Genomic DNA, 16,180 nt, shown 5'->3' on the forward strand with positions numbered 1-16,180 from the left:
TGTGCGAGTCGGCTCACGGCATCGGCCGGAGCGGGGAGCGGTCGGTGCGAGGGGGAGGTTGGTCATGGCGCGTCCGGGAGACGCCGAGTGGTCGGTGTTGCAGGTGGACTCCGACCCGGTACCCGGTGATCCGGAGTCCTTCGACGAGATCACCCGGGCCTACCAGGAGTTGTCCAGGACCACCCGGGAGGCGCACGACCTGCTCGCCTCCGGTGGCCAGGTCCAACTGGGTCAGGGCAAGGCGATGGAGGCGTTCCGGGACCTGATCGGCAAGCTGCCCGGCCGGCTGGACCGGATGGCGAACTCCTACTCGGCGGCGGCCGACGCGTACCTGCGGTACCTGCCGTCGCTGGAGGAGGCGCAGACGATGTCGCTGCGCGCCCTGGACCAGGCCCGGCAGGCCTCCGGCGACCAGAGCGCGGCGCAGGCGGCGCTCGCCTCGGCGCAGGCGGCGCTCACCGCGCTGGGCGGGGACCCGGCGGCGGACCAGGCCGCGAAGGACCGGGCCAGCGACGACGACGCCGCCGCGCAGCGGCGCGCCGCCGACGCCCAGCAGGCGCTCGACCAGGCGAAGGCGCTGCTGGGCCAGGCGACGGCGTTGCGGGATCAGGCCGCCCGGACGGCGGCGCAGACGTTGCGGGGGTTGGCGAAGGACGCGCCGCAGCGCTCGCTGTGGGAGAAGATCGTCGAGGCGTTCCAGGCGTTCATCGACTTCCTCCGCAGCACGGTCATCCAGTGGATCACCTTGATCCTGGACGCGCTGTCGGTGATCGCCTCGTTCATCTTCCCGCCGCTCGGCCAGGCGATCGGCTTCCTCTCCGGTGCGATCGACCTGGCGGCGGCGGCGCTGACCGGGGACCCCGCCGCGATCGGGTTGGCCGCCGGAGGTCTGGTGCTCGGTCTGGTGCCGGGCGGGCGGCTCGTCGGTCGCATCATCAAGATCGCCGGCAGTGCCGGCAACAAGCTGCCCGGCAGCGTCTCGGAGGGGATCAGGAACAGCATCAAGGGGCTCGGCGGCACGCCGGGGGCGACCCGGGACGTGGGCAAGGCCCCCACGCCGGGGACGGGGATCGACACCACGGTCACCTCGCTCGGCCTCGGCAAGACCATCAAGGGCGTGTTCACGTCTATCGGCAACAAGATCGAGGACATGCGCTTCGCGCGCGACCTCAGGATCTCCAACCAGAGGCGCGCCAACGACCCCCGACTGCTGGCCGGGATGAACCAGAAGGGCCGCCTGGAGACGTTCAGCATCGACGACGTCCAGTCGGTCCCCCTCAAGGACAGCAACGGCAAGCAGATCGGGGTCATCTTCCCCAGCAGGTCGACCGATATCGCGAACTTCACCGACTGGGGAGCGCAGAAGGCCAACCTCGCCGCGGGTAGGAACCTGGGCGGCTCGATGGACGTCGGGGGCCTGAAGATCATCAGGCAACTGCCCGGCGACCAGCCCACCCTTGCCGGCAACACCTTCCTGGCGGCTCCGTGGAGCAGGCTGAAGAGCGACCCGATGTTCATCTTCGCCCACGGCAGCCCGGACAGCGCAGCGGTGACCCTGACCGGCGGCAAGGTGGTGAACGTGCCCGGCGCCAGCATGGCCAAGATCCTCAGCAACGACCCCAACTTCCGGGCGCTCGCCGAGGCCAACCCGAAGGCCGCGATCGCCATGATCTCCTGCAACTTCGCCAACACGGCGGGCGACGCCGGCCAGCAGTTCGCTGACGTCATGCGCGACCTCGGCAACAAGCGGCCGATCTTCGCGGCGAACAACACCGTGCACGCGACCCAGGGCCAGGATCTCGACGGGTTGTTCACCACTCCCGGCGAGACCATCGCGACCCTGGCCGTGGAGAGCACGAACGACGAGAGAGACGGCAGGGGCGAGTTCCGGAGGATCACTCCGACGCCGAAGGGAAGGTCCTGATGAACGAGCGCGACGAGACCGACGTGCAGCGCGACTGGATGCTGCTGCTGGACAGAGACGACGAGGAGTCGACAAGGGACCCTGCGGTGGAGACGATCGTCGGCGGCTGGCTGGTCTCCGACGACGGGACCATCGGGCGGTTCGAGGCCAACCCGCTGTATCAGCCGCGTAACGCCGACTCACCCACCAGCGCGGTGGACGCGGCGGCGAAGCTCGTCGTCAGCGACCGGGCCGACGTCGGCCTCGTGTTGCGCACGGTGCGCGACAGCCTGGTGATGGTGGCGCTCGACGAGGCCGGCGAGGTGGCGGTGATGTCCGCCCCGGACGGGGTGGCCTGCGCGGTGATCGCCTCCGGCGCCGTCGACCAGGCGCGCGTCGACGCTCCACAGTGGCGGCAGGTCGGCCTGGCCGAGCTGTTGGGGCTGCTCCCGGACGGGCTCGACGTCCTGGTCAACCCGGGCGGCCCCCGGTCCATGCGCCTGCTCGCGGACGCCCTGCGCGAGTCACTGAACGCCGACGGAGCCGCGTGAGATGTCCCGGACCAGGGCGTACGCCGGACTGGTGCTGGCGGTGGTGACCGCGTTCCTGCTCGCGGCCCCGACCGGGGCGGACGCCGTGCAGCCGTCGGTGCCGTACTGGGTGGTGCCCGGGGAACCCGGCACGGAGAGCGAGCTGACGCTGCCCGGGGTGGCCGACCGGGTGCTCGGCGACAGCCGGCGCTGGCCGGAGCTCTTCGAGCTGAACCAGGGGCGGACCCAGCCGGACGGCGGCTCGCTCACCGATCCGGCGCAGTCGATCCGGGCCGGCTGGGTGTTCGTCCTGCCGGAGGGCGCGACCTCCGGCGAGATCCGGGTCGGCACGCCGCCGTCCGCCCCGCCGGACGGTGGCCGGCAGCCGGATGCGCCGGCGGACGAGGGCCGGCAGCCGGATGCGCCGCCGGTCGCCCGACCGCCGGGGGTGGACAGCGGCGGGATCCCGGGGCTCCGGCCGGTCGCGGTGGCGCTGCTGGGCGTCGGCGCGGCGCTGCTGGCGATCGTCGTACCGGTGCTGGTCCGGCGGCGTCGCGCGGCCGGGCCGCCGCGCCCGGCCCCGGCGACCGGCTCGCGGCAGGTGCTGGACCGCGCCCTGCGGCAGGTGGCCGCGCAGACGGCCCAGGCCCAGGTGTACGCGGCGCTCCTCGGTCCGGACCGGGTGTCGCTGCGGCTGGCGCCGGCGCTGCCTGTCGCCCCGCCGCCCTGGCGGGTGCGCCAGCAGGGTGCGATCTGGGAGGCACCGAGCTGGCAGCTCGACCAGAGCGTCGACGGCCCCGACGGGATGCCGCTGCTCGCCACCGTCGGTACGGTCGGGGGTGAGCTGGCCGTCGTCAACCTCGGCCGGGCGCCGGGCATCGTCGCGCTCACCGGAGATTCCCACGTCGCTCAGCGCCTCGCCCGCGCCTTCGTCGACGAGATCGGCCGGCGCGACGCGGCGGCGTCCCTCCGGATCACTGTGGTCGGTCCACCCCCTCCCTCGGCGCCGGTCCCGGAGCAGGTCCGGGCCGTCGCCGACGTACGGGAGGTGCTGACGCCGCACCGCGACGTCCGGGGTGCGACAGGTCAGCCCGACGCGCTGCACCACCACCTGGTGCTGGTCACCACCGCGATCGCGCCGACCGAGCTGGAGCGCCTCGGCGCGCTGGCGACCGCCTCGGGCGGCACGGCGGCGGTCCTGGTCGTCGGCGACGCACCGAACGCCGCCTGGCGGTTCGAGGTCGACGCCGACGGGACGCTCGACGTCGGGGTGCTCGGGCTCGACCTGGACCATCCCACGCCGCGCGGCCGGCGCCTCGCGAATCCGCGCCGCTGACCGGCTCCCTGTCCGAACCCGTCGATCGATTGGTGTGGCGATGAAGGCACGTACTCCCCGTACCCTGCTCGGTGCCCTGGCGCTGGCCGCCGCGCTGCTCGCGTCCGGATGCGCCACCACGGTCACCGACCCGGTCGCCGTACCGCAGCCGGACATCGGCGGCGGGCCGCGGCCGACGTCCGGCGCCGCGCCGGATCCGCGGGTGCCCGGCGCGCCGGACGGCCTGGGGGAGCGCAGCCCCGACGGGGGTTACTGGCCGGCGTCGGTGCAGCTCGGCGAGCACCCGGAACTCGGCCCGGTGGTCCTGGACGGGCAGGGCTTCACGCTCTACCGCTTCGACCGGGACAGCGCCGCGCCCTCGCGGTCGAACTGCATCGGACGGTGCCTGACAGTGTGGCTGCCGGTCCTGGTGAACGAGACCGTCAAGTTCAAGGACCTCGATCCCGCCCGGCTCGGCGCGGTGGCCCGTCCGGACGGGACCCAGCAGGTGACCGTGGGCGGACGGCCGGTCTACCGCTTTGTGGACGACCGGGTGCCCGGTCAGGCCACCGGGCAGGGGGCCGACGGGCTCTGGTTCGTGGTCGCTCCGGACGGGGACAAGGCGGCCGCGCCGACGGGCCGAGAGCGCGAAAGTTCACCCTCGTGAGCATAAAAACATATTCATTCCTTATTGCCGATATCAGAAGGTGCGGCAGGCATCCTGGTTACCCGGTGCACCGTCGGCGACGCCGGCGAGGGTCAACAGAGGATGGTTGGTATGGCGGGGTTGCGGCCCGATCGTCGGCCGGAAGTGGACGAGGCCCTGATCCGATCCCTGTACGAGGAACACGGCCGCGCGATGCTCGCCTACGCGACGCAACTGACCCGCGACCGGGCCGCCGCGGAGGACATCGTCCAGGAGGCGCTGGTACGCGCCTGGCGCCACGCCGACAGCCTGGTCAACGGCAAGGGATCGGTGCGGGGGTGGCTGCTCACCGTGGTCCGTAACCTCGTCACCGACACGGTGCGGGCCCGCAAGGCGCGACCGCCCGAGGTGCCGGAGAGCCCGACGGACGGCGCGATCGAACGGGACCACGCCGACCAGGTGGTCAACTCGATGGTGGTGGTGGACGCGCTCAACCGCCTCTCCCAGGAGCATCGCGAGGTTCTTGAGCAGGTCTATCTGCGCGGGAGTACAGTCGCGGAAGCCGCCAAGGCGCTGGGCATCCCGCCGGGAACGGTCAAGTCACGCTCCTACTACGCACTCCGGGCGCTCCGCGACATCGCGGTGCACTGAACCGGGTGGAACGGTCTGCCCCATGAAATCGGACAGCTTGACGCCGGCCGGTGACCACGTGGACATCGGCGGCTATCTGATGGGCGAGCTCGACCAGGAGCAGCTCCGGCAGGTTGAGGAGCATCTCGCGGCCTGTGCGGAGTGCCGCACCGAGGTCGAGTCGCTCCGGGAGTGGCAGCACGCCCTCGAAGCCGTGCCCGAGGCGATGCTGCTCGACGGCCCACCGGAGGGCGGCGACCTGCTGTTGCAGCGCACCCTGCGCCAGGTTCGCGGCGAATCGGCCGGGCGTCGTCGGCGCCGCACGGTGATCGTGAGCGCGGCCGCGGTGGCGGCTCTCGCCGCCGCGGCGACCGGCGGCGTCCTGCTGGGTCGCGCGACCGGCGACGCACCCGACACGCGTGCCCTGCCCACCCCGCCGGCCTCGGTGACCGCCGCTACCCGCTACGCCAGCACCACCGACCCGGACACGGGTGCCCGGCTCACCGTCGCGATGACCCCGGCGACGGGCTGGGTGCGGATCAACGCGGCCGTCTCCGGCATCCCGCAGGGGGAGCGCTGCCGACTGCTGGTCGTCGGCAAGGACGGCAGTACCGTGCTGAGCGGCGGTTGGCTGGTGTCCGAGGCCGGGGCGGCCGACGGCACCACCCTCGACGGGAGTGCCCTGATCGAGCCCGCCCAGGTCGACGGGGTCCGGGTGGAGAACACCGACGGCAAGGTCTACGCCACCGCGAAGCTGTAGGGCATCGCCGCGGTCGCTGCGGCGGTGCCTCGGGAGGGCGGGTCGGGGCGCGGCTGGGCCGACCCGAAGACGGGTGTGCCGGCCCGGCGACAGAGCCGGACCGGCACACCCGGGCGGTCGGCGGTCAGCCGAAGCGGACCGAGGCGACGGCGTTGTCGAAGTCGATGGCCGCCAGGTCGGCGACGTCACCGTTGATGACCTGCGTCCGGCCGGTGCAGTCGGGGCCGGCCCAGATCTTCAGCGAGCCGGGGGCGGCGACCGAGGAGGCGACACCCGGGCGGGGCAGGTTCTGGCACCCGCTGCCGGCCACGCCCTGCGATTCGCCGTTGTCGCTGAAGTTGGCGTCGTCGAAGAAGACGGCACTGGTGGCGGGCGGCGCGGTCGCGTCACCGGTGTCCGGGGTGTCCTGGCCACCCTCCGGCGCGCCGGCCTTGCCGCCGGTCGGGGTGACCCCGAACCAGGTGCCACCGACGCCCTGGCCGAGGGTGTCACCCCGCTTGGTGTCCTTGGCGAACCGGTACACCGGCCAGCCGCCGATGGTGACCTGGACGGTGCCGTCGGCGCGCGTGACCGTACCGACCGCCGACTTCCTGACCCCGGCGATGAAGACCTTGCCGCGCGGCGCGACCGTGACCGGCGGCCAGGTCTGCGCGCACTCCCCGTCGCAGGTCGAGGTGGGCGGGTTGTTGCTGTCGTTGTCGAAGCGGTAGAGGGTCAGCCCCGCGCCGTTCACGACCACGGGGTCGAGGTCGCCGGCCCGGCTCGCGGTCAACTGCACCCACCGCTGCGACGACCGGCGGGCCGCCCCCGCCGCGACGCCGCCGTTCGGCACCGCCCAGTCGCCGGTGTCGGCCTGCGACCTGTTCGACTTCGCGGTGCCCGAGAGCAGCGCGAGGCTGCCGCCCACCGAGCCGTCCGCGGCCTCGCCGCCGGCCGGGGCGGGCACCCGCGCCGGTGCGGGCGCCTCCGACGGTGAGCCACACGCGGTCAACGCCACCGCGCCGGCGGTCATCAGGGCGGCGAAGGGCACCAGGTAATTGCGCATCATCTTGGGGTCTCCCGGTTTCTACCGGCTCCCGTACGTCCGGAAGCAGTTCGGCATCCACACGGCCCCCGCTCGACATCGGTTCAGCCGAGCTCGCTCTCGCCGTGGCGGCGGGAGTAGCCGGCCATGCCCCGGCTCACCACCTTGTCGGCGCGGTCGGGCCTGCTCCGGGCGGTAGCGTTGAGGGGTGAGCGAGTCTGAGCGGCTGAACGACCGTGAGCGACGTGCGTGGTTCGCGTTCCTGACGATGCAGGAGGACGTCCGGCGTCACATGAACCGCCAGTTGCTCCGGGACGCGGAGATCTCGGTGGCGGATTTCGCTGTGCTGAGCAGCCTGCGGATGTCCAAGGACGGCCCGATGCGCGTCTTCGAGTTGCGGGAGGCGCTCAGGTGGGAGAAGACCCGCCTGATCCACCAGATCTCGCGGATGATCCGCCGAGGTCTGGTGGAGCGGCAGACCTGCGTCGAGGACCGACGTGGCACGCGCATCGCCCTCACCGACGAGGGGCGCGCGGTGATCGACAAAGCGACGCCGCTGCACCTGCGGTACGTGCGGCAGATCTTCCTCGACGTGCTCAGCCCTCGTCAGCTCGACACCCTCGCCGTCGTCTCGGAAGCGGTGCTGGACAACCTCGAGGACGACGCCTTCGAGGACTGAGCAGGCCGACCCGGGTGGTGACAAGTCACCTCTATTTCCGGGGCGGATAGCTGTCGGCGCGGATAAACGGTGACGTGCCACCTGCTCTGTTGCCGGGCTTTGCTGCCACCCCGCCCCCGTGGCAGGGCTGCTGCGCGGGTTCAGGTCGCGGCGGAGCTGGCCTTTCAAGCGACCATAAGGGCTGTTTCCCGGCGATGGGCCGACCTGGTGATGACCTTGGGTGTGCTCGGCGTCGCCGTACCCAGCGAAGGTGATGTGTCATCGGACACGTAGAGGTGACGTGTCACCTGAATCTGGCTACGGTTGGCCGCAGTAAGCCGCCCGGGCATCGCCGAGGGCCACCGTGGTTCACGCATCCGAGGAGAAGATCCACACCATGTCCAACGTCGTCAAGCTCGCCCTGATCTACTACTCGTCGACCGGTACCGGCACCGAGATCGCCACCACGATGGCGGACGCGGCGGAGGCCGCCGGCGCGCAGGTGCGGATCCGCAAGGTCGCCGAGTTGGCGCCGCAGGCCGCGATCGAGGCGAACCCGGTCTGGGCCGCCCACCACGCGGCCACCGCGGACGTGCCCGCCCCGACCCCCGATGACCTCGTCTGGGCCGACGCCGTCATCTTCGGGTCGCCGACCCGCTTCGGGAACATCGCCGCCCAGTTGAAGCAGTTCTTCGACACCCTGTCGGCGGTGTGGCAGGCCGGCGCGCTGGCCGACAAGGTCTACAGCGGCTTCACCTCGACCGCCACCCGCCACGGTGGGCACGAGTCGACCCTGCTCGCCATGTACAACAGCATCCACCACTTCGGCGGCATCATCGTGCCGCCCGGATACACCGACGCGGTCAAGTTCGTCGACGGCAACCCCTACGGCACCTCACACCACGCGACCGGCCCCGACTTCAGCGCGATCGGTGACGACACCCGCAACGCAGCCCGGCACCAGGCCGAACGCGTCGTCCGCATCGCCCGGGCCCTCAAGTCGGGAAACGCCGCCTGACGGTGCGGCACCCCACCCCGACCGCGCCGCGCGGACGGGACCTCGGAAAGGACCATCGCAATGGGACGCGTCTGGCTGGTCACCGGAGCGGGCTCCGGACTCGGTCGGAAAGTCGCCCGAGCGGCGCTCGCCGCGGGAAACACGGTCGTGCTGAGCGATCGACGTACGGCGGGGGCCGAGGAGGTCGTCAGCGCCTGCCCCGACCGCTCCGGCACCCTCGAGTTGGACGTCACCGACCAGGTCCGGTCCGGCGAGGCCGGCTAGGAGGCCATCGGTCGATGTCGATGGGCAACGAGACCGTCGACCGCCTCGACGACGCCGTGCAGCAGACGCCGGACGAGCGGACCGCCGGGGAAGCCCCTCAGCCGGAGCACCGACCACGACGCATGAATCCCCGCACCTGCGGGGCGGGAGAAGGGACATCACCATGGCACGGCTACAGGGAAAGACGGCGGTGGTCACCGGCGGCGCGATGGGAATGGGCGCCGCCACCGTCCGCCGGCTCGTCGGCGAGGGCGCGAGCGTCGTCATCGCCGACGTGAACCTTCCGGCGGCGGAGGAACTCGCGGCCGAGCTCGGACCGCGGGCGGTCGCCGAGAAGCTCGACGTCCGATCGACGGACGAGTGGGCCGCCCTCGTCGGGCGGACGGAGGAGCGCTTCGGCTCCGTCGACGTCCTGGTCAACAACGCCGGCATCGCCGACCCGGCGCCGTTGGAAGAGTGGGACACCGCGCGGTTGCAGCGCACGCTGGACGTCAACCTGATCGGTGTCTTCAACGGCATCCAGGCGGTCGTCCCGGCGATGAAGCGGGCCGGCGGCGGGTCGATCGTCAACATCGGCTCCGTCGGCGCCTTCCAGGGCGTGCCGAGGATGTCCGGCTACGTGGTGTCGAAGTGGGGCGTACGTGGCCTCACCAAGACCGCCGCGCTGGAGCTGGGCGTCCACGGGATCCGCGTGAACGCCGTCCACCCCGGGCAGACCCGCACGCCCATGACCGAAGGCGTCACCTTCAACACGAGCAACATCGCACTCGGCCGGGTCGGGGAGCCGGACGACATCGCCCGGATCGTCCTCTTCTTCGCCAGCGACGACTCGACGTTCGTCACCGGCAGCGACGTGGCCGGCGACGGCGGGCAGGCCGCCGGGCAGGCCGACTACGACGGTCTGCCGCGATAGCGGGCCCGCCACCTACGACAGTGGCCACCGCACGATCCCCGGTCGCGTCCCGCGCACCGGGGATCGCGCGTTCCGTCGACTCGGCACGACCACCCCGTGGAGCGTGCGGGACGCGCCGTCTCTGACGACGGCGCGGTGCTGATGCTCACTCCGCGCTGACGGTCACTTCGCGCTGTTCAGCTACTCGCCAGCGCTTCGCGCAGATGACGCACGGCGTAGTGGGCACGCGACTTGACGGTGCCGGCCGGAATGCCGAGCAGGGCGGCGACCTCGTCGACGGAGTGTCCCTTGACGTGCAGCTCCAGCAGGACGGACCGGTGGGCGGCGCCGAGTTCGCCGATGGCGCGTCGCAGGGTGAGCGAGGCGATCGCCGTTTCTGCCGCGGAGTTTGCCGGGGGCGCCAGGTCCGGGTCGGCGAAGCCGACCTCGATGGGCCGCCGTTGCCGTTTGCGGTATGCGTCGATCGCAATTCGCCGGGCGACTGTGAACAGCCAGCGCCGCTGCGGCTCCGGACCGGCGGGCAGTTGGTCCAGGCTGCGCCAGGCCCTCAGCATCGTCTCCTGCAGCAGATCCTCGGCCGTGCAGGGAGAGCCCGGTGGGGTCAGTCTCCGCAGGTAGTGCAACAGCGCGCCGCCATTGTCCCGGTGGAGTACCTGCAGGTCAGTGTCGGTGGCGGTGGCCCTCGGCATCATATTCCCCTCCGTCGTCCAGCACGCTGGGGAAAGCGTAGGAGGGGGGCAGTAAATTCCTACTCTATTGCCAGTTAATTAGCGTCCGTTCAGCATTCTGCTATTCCGGTAATTGCGCCGACAGGGCGTCGCGCAGCCCGGCCCGTGCCGAGATACCGAGCTTGGGGAAAATTCGGTAGAGGTGGGCGCCGACCGTGCGGGGGGAAAGGTAGAGGCGCTCGGCGATCTGCTTGTTGGTCAGACCGCCGGCGGCCAGGCCGGCGATCTCGAGCTCCTGGCCGGTGAGGCCGGCGGGGCCCGCGGCCGGTTGCTCGGCGACGACGGGCCGGTAGCCGGTGGCGCGCAGCTCCGCGGTGGCGCGGACCAGCCACGGCTCGGCGCCCATGGCGGCGAAGCCGCTGCGGGCGGCGAGCAGCTGGGTTCGGGCGGCCGAGAAATTCCGCCGGCGGCGCAGCCTTTCGGCGAAGGCGAGCCGGATCCGGGACGACTCGAACAGCCAGCGCTCGGAGGCCGGGTCGTTCAGGGTCTGCGCGAGCCGGGTGTCGGCGTCGTCGCTGTCGAGCACGAGCGCGTCGACGCCGTGCTGAAGCAGCCTCATGCGGGAGGACAAGGCGGCCACGTCCGCCCCGCGCATGGCGTCGGCGTGCGCCCGGGCCTCGGCCGGACGCCCGGTGCGCACCGCGGCTTCGACCAGGTCGAACATCAACCACGTGCAGTTCGGCACGTACGCGGCGAGGACGCCGGCGGGACTGGACGCGGCAGCGTGCCGGTAGGCCGACTCGAAGTCGCCCGTCGCGGCGGCGGCCAACGCACGCGGGTGATGGGCGATGGCCGCCGCTCCGGCGACCCCGCGGGGCAGCGCCCAGTGGGTGATCTCGTCGGCCAGCTCGTACGCTTCACCGGCCCGGCCCCGGCCGGCCGCGACGATCGCCCGGGTATAGAGGAAGTACCACCTCAGGAAGGTGAGGCCGCTGTCGCCGCAGACCTGCTGCGCTTCGACGGCCAAGGTCTCGGACTCGTCCCACCGGCCGGTGAGGAAGCCGTCCAGGCAGAGGTGCATCATCGCCGACAACTGCCGCCGCGGCGCCCCTCCCTCGCGCCCCTGCCGCACGAGCCGCCACGAGTACTCGCGGTTCTCGCCCAACCGGTCGAGATAGATCGAGGCGGTGCCGATCCGCATGACCCGGGTCAGATCCTCCTCCTCGGGCAACGTGGCGATCAGCGCCTCCAGGTCGGGCAGCGCCGCCCGGCCGGTGCGTACCGGGTCGGGGAAGGTTCTGCTCATCACCGACAGGAGGTCGGCCGGGCCCGGGCGGAGCATGGCCAGCAGCCGGTGGAAGGCGGCCCAGTGGTCGGGACTGCCGGCGTACCAGGACAGCAACAGCAGCGTGTGCATGGCCTCGTCGAGCGCGGGGTCGTCCGCGCGCCAGCCGTGCGCGCCCGTCTCGATCGCGCCGGCGAGCAGCCGGTGGGCGGTGTGCACGTCGCCGTCTCCATTGATCATCAAAAGAGCCGCGGCGCCGGCCGCGTGCAGAGCGCCGGCCGCGTCGACGTTCATCTTCCGGGCCCGGGCGAGCAGGGTGGTCGCGTCGGCCGAGCCGCCGGCCTCCGCGCCGATGTACGCCGCCTCGGCCAGCCGTCGGGCAGCGTCCTCCCCGGTGGCGCTGAGCTCCGCCGCGCGCGTCAGGGCGGCGATGGCGGCCAGCGCGTCACCACGTTGCAGGACGCGGTGGGAGGCGCGCTCGAGTTCCGCCGCGACCACCTCGTCCGGCCCGGCGGTGGCCGCGGCGAGATGCCAGCTACGACGTTCCGGATCGCCCGGCAGGGCTTCGGCGATGGCCAGGTGCGCCCGGCGGCGCTCCTCGTGCGTGGACGTCGCGACGATCGCCGACTGGATGAGGGGGTGCCGGAAGGTGATCCGCCCGGTCGCGTCGTCGACCCGCACCAGGTGGGCTCGTTCGGCCGGTGCCAGCGGGGTGAGGTCGGTCATGCCGCGCAGAATGCGCACGTCGCCGCTGCCTTCGAACGTGGCGAGCAGCAGCAGCAGGCGGGTGGGATCGGGCAGGCCGGCGATGCGGTTGGCGAAGTTGGCCTGTAGCCGGTCGCTGAGGGGCACCACGTCCGAGAAGTTCGCGGGCTGCGGCGGGTCGGCCAGGGTGTCCGGCAGCTCGCCCAGGGCCAGGGGATTGCCCTGGGCGAGGTCGAGCAGGCGTTGCCGAGCGCGCGGCGTCATGGTGGGGAAGCGGAAATCCACCAGCCGGCTCGACGCCTCGGCGCTCAGCGGCTCGACGGTGACCCCGGTGAGGCCGCTAGGGTCGAGGAAGCTCTCGGTGCCGGTTCTCCGGGCGGCGATCACCCCGATGGGTGATTTCGGCACCCGGCGGGCGACGAAGCCGAGCACCACCGCGCTGGACCGGTCGGCCCACTGCACATCGTCCACGATCAGCAGGACGGGCGCCTGCTTTGCCACCGTGGTGAGCAGGGACAGGGCGGCGTTGCAGACCATCAACGCCGCGGGTGCCGGGCCGGGCCCGAAGCCGAGCGCCACGGTGAGCGCGTCGCGCAGCGCCGGGGGCAGTCGCTGCATCTCACCGTAGAGCGGCAGCAGCAGTTGGTTGAGCAACGAGTAACTGACGTCCGCCTCGAACTCGGACCCGGACGCGCGTAACACCCGAAGGCCGGCCGCCTCGGCCATGGTCGCCGCGGCGGCCAGCAGGGCCGACTTGCCGACGCCGGGTTCGCCGCGGACCATCCGCACGTTTCCGTCGTGCCGCACGGATTCCAGGAATCGTTCGATACGCGCCAGTTCCACCTCGCGCCCGAACAACAGCTCAGGGGTTGCCGTCACATCCGGCACTACGCCACCGGGCGGTCCGGGTTCAGCCGCCCTCGGCCAACAGACTCTAAGCTGGGAGCCGTGATCGTTGACCGCTCGCCATGCTGATGGGGGCCGGCACGCCGGGCCAGGGTCCGCCCGTGCGCTTCGCCGTGCTGGGCCCGGTGCGGGTGTGGCGGGGCGGACAGGAGGTCGATCCGGGCTCGCGCCAGCAGCGGCTGATCCTGGCGCTGCTCCTGGCGCGGGCCGGCCGCCCTGTCGGCATCATGGATTTCGTCGCGCTGTTGTGGGACGAGCGGCCGCCCCGCAGCGCCGTGAACATCGTGCACCTGCACCTGGGCAGCCTCCGCCGGCTGTTCGAACCCGACCTGCGACCCCGCGCATCCGGACGGTGGCTGGTGGGCGACGCGGCCGGCTACCGCATGGTGGTCGACGCGGACGGACTGGATCTGCTGCGCTTTCGCGACCTGGTGCGACAGGCGCGGACGGCGGACGACCCCGTGGCGGCGTTGGCGACCTACGTGCGGGCGCTGGAACTGTCGCGTGGGCCGTGCGCCGGAGCGCCGGACCTGATCAGTCGCCCGGTCGCCGATTTCGAGGCGGTGGACAACGAGTACGCCGACCTGGTGGGCGAGGCCACCGAGTTGGCCCTGCGCGCCGGAACGGCGCGTACCGTGCTGCCCATGCTGCGGCGGGTCGCCGCGCAGCGTCCGCTGGACGAGGCCGTGCAGGCCAAACTGTTGCTGACGTTGTCCGCGGCCGGGCAGCAGGCCGAGGCGATCGCCCTGTACCAGGAACTCCGCGGCCGGCTCTCCGATGAGCTCGGGATCGATCCGGGCCGGGAGCTCCAGGAGGCATACCGGAAGGTCCTGCGACACGACGCCGCCGGCAGTGCCGAGCCGCCGGAGGTACCGCTGCGCGACGAGGGCCCGCTGGCGGCTGGCCCGCTCGTCGTTCCGGCCCAGCTGCTGCCCGACCTGCCCCACTTCACCGGCCGGGCGGAGAGCCTGCGCCGGGCGCTTGCGCTCATCCACGGCCGAGCCCCGACCGGGGCCCTGCGGATTGTGGCCATCGAGGGCATCCCCGGGGTCGGAAAGACCACCCTGGCGACCCACCTCGCCTACCGGGTGGCCGACGAGTTCCCGGACGGCCAGCTCTACGCCGACCTCCGGGGCCTGGATCCGGACGCCGCGTTGGCCCCGGGAGAGGTGCTGCAGGCATTCCTGCACGCGCTGGGCGTCCGCGGCCCGGACATCCCGGTGAACGAGCTGGCCCGGTCCGGGCTCTACCGCAGTGTCCTGGCGGAGCGCCGGGTGCTGATCGTCCTGGACAACGTCCGCGACGCCGACCAGGTCCGGCCGCTGCTCCCCGGCGCCCCGGGAAGCCTCGTCCTGGTCACCAGCCGGTACAGCCTGGCCGGTCTCGCCGCGACACACGGGGCCGACGTGCTCGCACTCGACGTTCTGCCGAATGATGAGGCGCGCGACCTCCTGGTCTCGCGCCTCGGACCCGCGCGTGCGCTGGCGGACCGGCCGGCGCTGGACGAGATCGTCACACTGTGCGGGGGCCTGCCGCTGGCCCTCGCCGTGGTGGCCGCCCGGACCCTGGCGCGCCCCGGATATCGGCTGTCGGCCGTCGCCCGTGAGCTGCACGACACTCGGGGCAGCCTCGACGGATTCGACGTCGACGATCCGGACAGCGACCTGCGCGCCATCTTCTCCTGGTCCTACCGTGGGCTCAGCCCTTCGGCCGCCCGCCTCTTCCGTCTGCTGGCACTGCATCCGGGCCCGGACGTCACGCTTCCGGCCGCGGCGAGCCTGGGCGGCCTGCCCGCGCGCACCGCCCGCGGCGTGTTCGGCGAGCTGGTACGAAGCAGGCTGGTCACCGAACGTCGGCCCGGTCGCTACGGCGCCCACGACCTGATCGCCGCGTACGCGCGGGAGCTGTTGCACGACACCGACACCGCCGCGGAGCGCGACGCGGCCACGGACCGGCTGCTCGGGTACTACCGACGTGCCGCGTACGCGGCCAATCGTCATATCAATCCCGAGATCGACGCGGATCCACCCGAGATTCTCGACGGGGTCGTCGACGAGAGCCCGAGCACCGGCATGGAGGCCGCCGACTGGTTCGCCGCCGAACGTGAGGTGCTCAAAGCCGTCATGCGTCAGGCGAACGACGTGGGCCGGGTCTACGACGCCTGGCAGTTGGAGCTGACGGTGCAGGGCTTCTACCAGCGGGACGGTTGGTGGCAGGAGTGGGCGACCGTGGTGCGCGAGTGCCTGGACGCGGCCAGCGGCGCCGGCGACTCGGCCGGAGCGGCGAACATGTTGCGCAGTTTGGCCGGTGCCCAGTTCTACCTCGGCAACAGCACCTCCGCGCTGGCCCTGCTCGAACGTGCGCTCACGATCTTCACCGAGCTGGGCAACGCGTCCCGGGAAGCGCTGACGCTGCGCAACATCGGCGAGGTGAGCTTCGCGGTCGGCGACTACCACCGGTCCGCCGCCTGTCATCACCAGGCGCTGCGGATCGCGGAGTCCCTCGGGGAGCAGATCACGCAACTGGATGTGCTGTGCCGTCTCGCCGACACGCAGTACGAACTCGGCGACCGTACGTTGAGTTTTGCGACCATCGGCCGGGCGCTGGCCATGAGCGAGCAGCTCGGCCGCGATGTCCGCCGCAGCGAATGCCACCTCCGGCGCGCCAACCTCTATCTCCGCGAGCGGCAGTACGCCGAATCGCTGGCGGACTGGACCGCGGCCGAAGAGCTGTCCACTGCCATCAGCCATCGCGTGCACATGGTCCGGGCGAAGCTGGGCCTGGGTGACACCGCCTATGCGATGGGCGACCGGTCCGCAGCCCGGACGGCTTGGTTGGCGGCTCTCGCCCTGAGCAACGACTCGAATCCGGGGCAGGAGGCCGGGATCCGGCATCGTCTGGCGAAGCTGGGCCACCGCGCCGATGGCGTGGCGGCGTAGCGGATCGTCGACGCGG

General features: G+C 72.1%; 14 protein-coding genes. 11 read left to right on the forward strand and 3 right to left on the reverse strand.

What is annotated here, in order from left to right; translation table 11 throughout:
- Nucleotides 1-64: 64 nt before the first annotated feature.
- The 6 genes from K7640_RS22035 (at nt 65) to K7640_RS22060 (ending at nt 5,784) form a co-directional block, all read left to right on the forward strand.
- Nucleotides 65-1,924, forward strand: a complete 1,860-nt coding sequence (locus K7640_RS22035) for a hypothetical protein (RefSeq protein ID WP_222956779.1) — start codon at nt 65-67, stop codon at nt 1,922-1,924.
- Nucleotides 1,924-2,454 (forward strand): type VII secretion system-associated protein, encoded by a 531-nt coding sequence (locus K7640_RS22040; protein WP_222956780.1) that lies wholly within the window; start codon nt 1,924-1,926, stop codon nt 2,452-2,454. The genes K7640_RS22035 and K7640_RS22040 overlap by 1 nt, the downstream gene beginning before the upstream one ends.
- Before the next feature lies 1 nt (nt 2,455).
- The gene (locus K7640_RS22045; RefSeq protein WP_222956781.1) at nt 2,456-3,769 is read left to right on the forward strand and encodes a hypothetical protein; all 1,314 of its coding nucleotides are present in this window, start codon (nt 2,456-2,458) and stop codon (nt 3,767-3,769) included.
- Between the two features lie 40 nt (nt 3,770-3,809).
- Nucleotides 3,810-4,415 (forward strand): hypothetical protein, encoded by a 606-nt coding sequence (locus K7640_RS22050; protein WP_222956782.1) that lies wholly within the window; start codon nt 3,810-3,812, stop codon nt 4,413-4,415.
- 111 nt (nt 4,416-4,526) lie between these two features.
- Nucleotides 4,527-5,045, forward strand: coding sequence for a sigma-70 family RNA polymerase sigma factor (locus K7640_RS22055; RefSeq protein ID WP_222956783.1), 519 nt, complete (start codon nt 4,527-4,529; stop codon nt 5,043-5,045).
- 22 nt (nt 5,046-5,067) lie between these two features.
- Nucleotides 5,068-5,784: a zf-HC2 domain-containing protein gene (locus tag K7640_RS22060; protein WP_222956784.1), complete on the forward strand. Its 717-nt coding sequence runs from the start codon at nt 5,068-5,070 to the stop codon at nt 5,782-5,784.
- Between the two features lie 124 nt (nt 5,785-5,908).
- Here K7640_RS22060 and K7640_RS22065 read toward each other — a convergent pair whose 3' ends face one another.
- Nucleotides 5,909-6,832: a hypothetical protein gene (locus tag K7640_RS22065; protein WP_222956785.1), complete on the reverse strand. Its 924-nt coding sequence runs from the start codon at nt 6,830-6,832 to the stop codon at nt 5,909-5,911.
- 184 nt (nt 6,833-7,016) lie between these two features.
- Between K7640_RS22065 and K7640_RS22070 the strand changes: the two genes are divergently transcribed.
- From K7640_RS22070 to K7640_RS22085, 4 genes are all read left to right on the forward strand, one after another.
- Nucleotides 7,017-7,487: a MarR family winged helix-turn-helix transcriptional regulator gene (locus K7640_RS22070; protein WP_222956786.1), complete on the forward strand. Its 471-nt coding sequence runs from the start codon at nt 7,017-7,019 to the stop codon at nt 7,485-7,487.
- Between the two features lie 376 nt (nt 7,488-7,863).
- Complete coding sequence (wrbA, locus tag K7640_RS22075) at nt 7,864-8,484, forward strand: NAD(P)H:quinone oxidoreductase (protein ID WP_222956874.1); 621 nt, start codon at nt 7,864-7,866, stop codon at nt 8,482-8,484.
- Nucleotides 8,485-8,544: 60 nt separating this feature from the next.
- Nucleotides 8,545-8,748 (forward strand): SDR family NAD(P)-dependent oxidoreductase, encoded by a 204-nt coding sequence (locus K7640_RS22080; RefSeq protein ID WP_222956787.1) that lies wholly within the window; start codon nt 8,545-8,547, stop codon nt 8,746-8,748.
- A gap of 163 nt (nt 8,749-8,911) precedes the next feature.
- The gene (locus K7640_RS22085) at nt 8,912-9,661 is read left to right on the forward strand and encodes an SDR family NAD(P)-dependent oxidoreductase (protein ID WP_222956788.1); all 750 of its coding nucleotides are present in this window, start codon (nt 8,912-8,914) and stop codon (nt 9,659-9,661) included.
- 176 nt (nt 9,662-9,837) lie between these two features.
- On the opposite strand, the gene K7640_RS22090 is transcribed toward K7640_RS22085, so the two are convergent.
- Nucleotides 9,838-10,350, reverse strand: coding sequence for a sigma-70 family RNA polymerase sigma factor (locus K7640_RS22090; protein ID WP_222956789.1), 513 nt, complete (start codon nt 10,348-10,350; stop codon nt 9,838-9,840).
- 100 nt (nt 10,351-10,450) lie between these two features.
- Nucleotides 10,451-13,198 carry an AAA family ATPase gene (locus K7640_RS22095; RefSeq protein WP_222956790.1) on the reverse strand — a complete coding sequence of 916 codons (2,748 nt, stop codon included), beginning with the start codon at nt 13,196-13,198 and terminating at the stop codon, nt 10,451-10,453.
- 128 nt (nt 13,199-13,326) lie between these two features.
- Between K7640_RS22095 and K7640_RS22100 the strand changes: the two genes are divergently transcribed.
- A complete protein-coding gene (locus K7640_RS22100) occupies nt 13,327-16,164 on the forward strand; it encodes a BTAD domain-containing putative transcriptional regulator (RefSeq protein WP_222956791.1) in 2,838 nt (945 codons plus the stop codon).
- Nucleotides 16,165-16,180 lie beyond the last annotated feature (16 nt).

Origin of the sequence: Micromonospora sp. PLK6-60, assembly GCF_019890675.1 — a bacterium.
GTDB lineage: Bacteria > Actinomycetota > Actinomycetes > Mycobacteriales > Micromonosporaceae > Micromonospora.

Bases quoted from the DNA above. Each gene is read 5' to 3' on its own strand.
- K7640_RS22055 (WP_222956783.1), top strand. From the start codon at position 4,527: ATGGCGGGGTTGCGGCCCGATCGTCGGCCGGAAGTGGACGAGGCCCTG.
- K7640_RS22080 (WP_222956787.1), top strand. From the start codon at position 8,545: ATGGGACGCGTCTGGCTGGTCACCGGAGCGGGCTCCGGACTCGGTCGG.
- K7640_RS22090 (WP_222956789.1), bottom strand. From the start codon at position 10,350: ATGCCGAGGGCCACCGCCACCGACACTGACCTGCAGGTACTCCACCGG.
- K7640_RS22040 (WP_222956780.1), top strand. From the start codon at position 1,924: ATGAACGAGCGCGACGAGACCGACGTGCAGCGCGACTGGATGCTGCTG.
- K7640_RS22060 (WP_222956784.1), top strand. From the start codon at position 5,068: ATGAAATCGGACAGCTTGACGCCGGCCGGTGACCACGTGGACATCGGC.
- K7640_RS22045 (WP_222956781.1), top strand. From the start codon at position 2,456: ATGTCCCGGACCAGGGCGTACGCCGGACTGGTGCTGGCGGTGGTGACC.
- K7640_RS22050 (WP_222956782.1), top strand. From the start codon at position 3,810: ATGAAGGCACGTACTCCCCGTACCCTGCTCGGTGCCCTGGCGCTGGCC.
- K7640_RS22085 (WP_222956788.1), top strand. From the start codon at position 8,912: ATGGCACGGCTACAGGGAAAGACGGCGGTGGTCACCGGCGGCGCGATG.
- K7640_RS22065 (WP_222956785.1), bottom strand. From the start codon at position 6,832: ATGATGCGCAATTACCTGGTGCCCTTCGCCGCCCTGATGACCGCCGGC.
- wrbA (WP_222956874.1), top strand. From the start codon at position 7,864: ATGTCCAACGTCGTCAAGCTCGCCCTGATCTACTACTCGTCGACCGGT.
- K7640_RS22035 (WP_222956779.1), top strand. From the start codon at position 65: ATGGCGCGTCCGGGAGACGCCGAGTGGTCGGTGTTGCAGGTGGACTCC.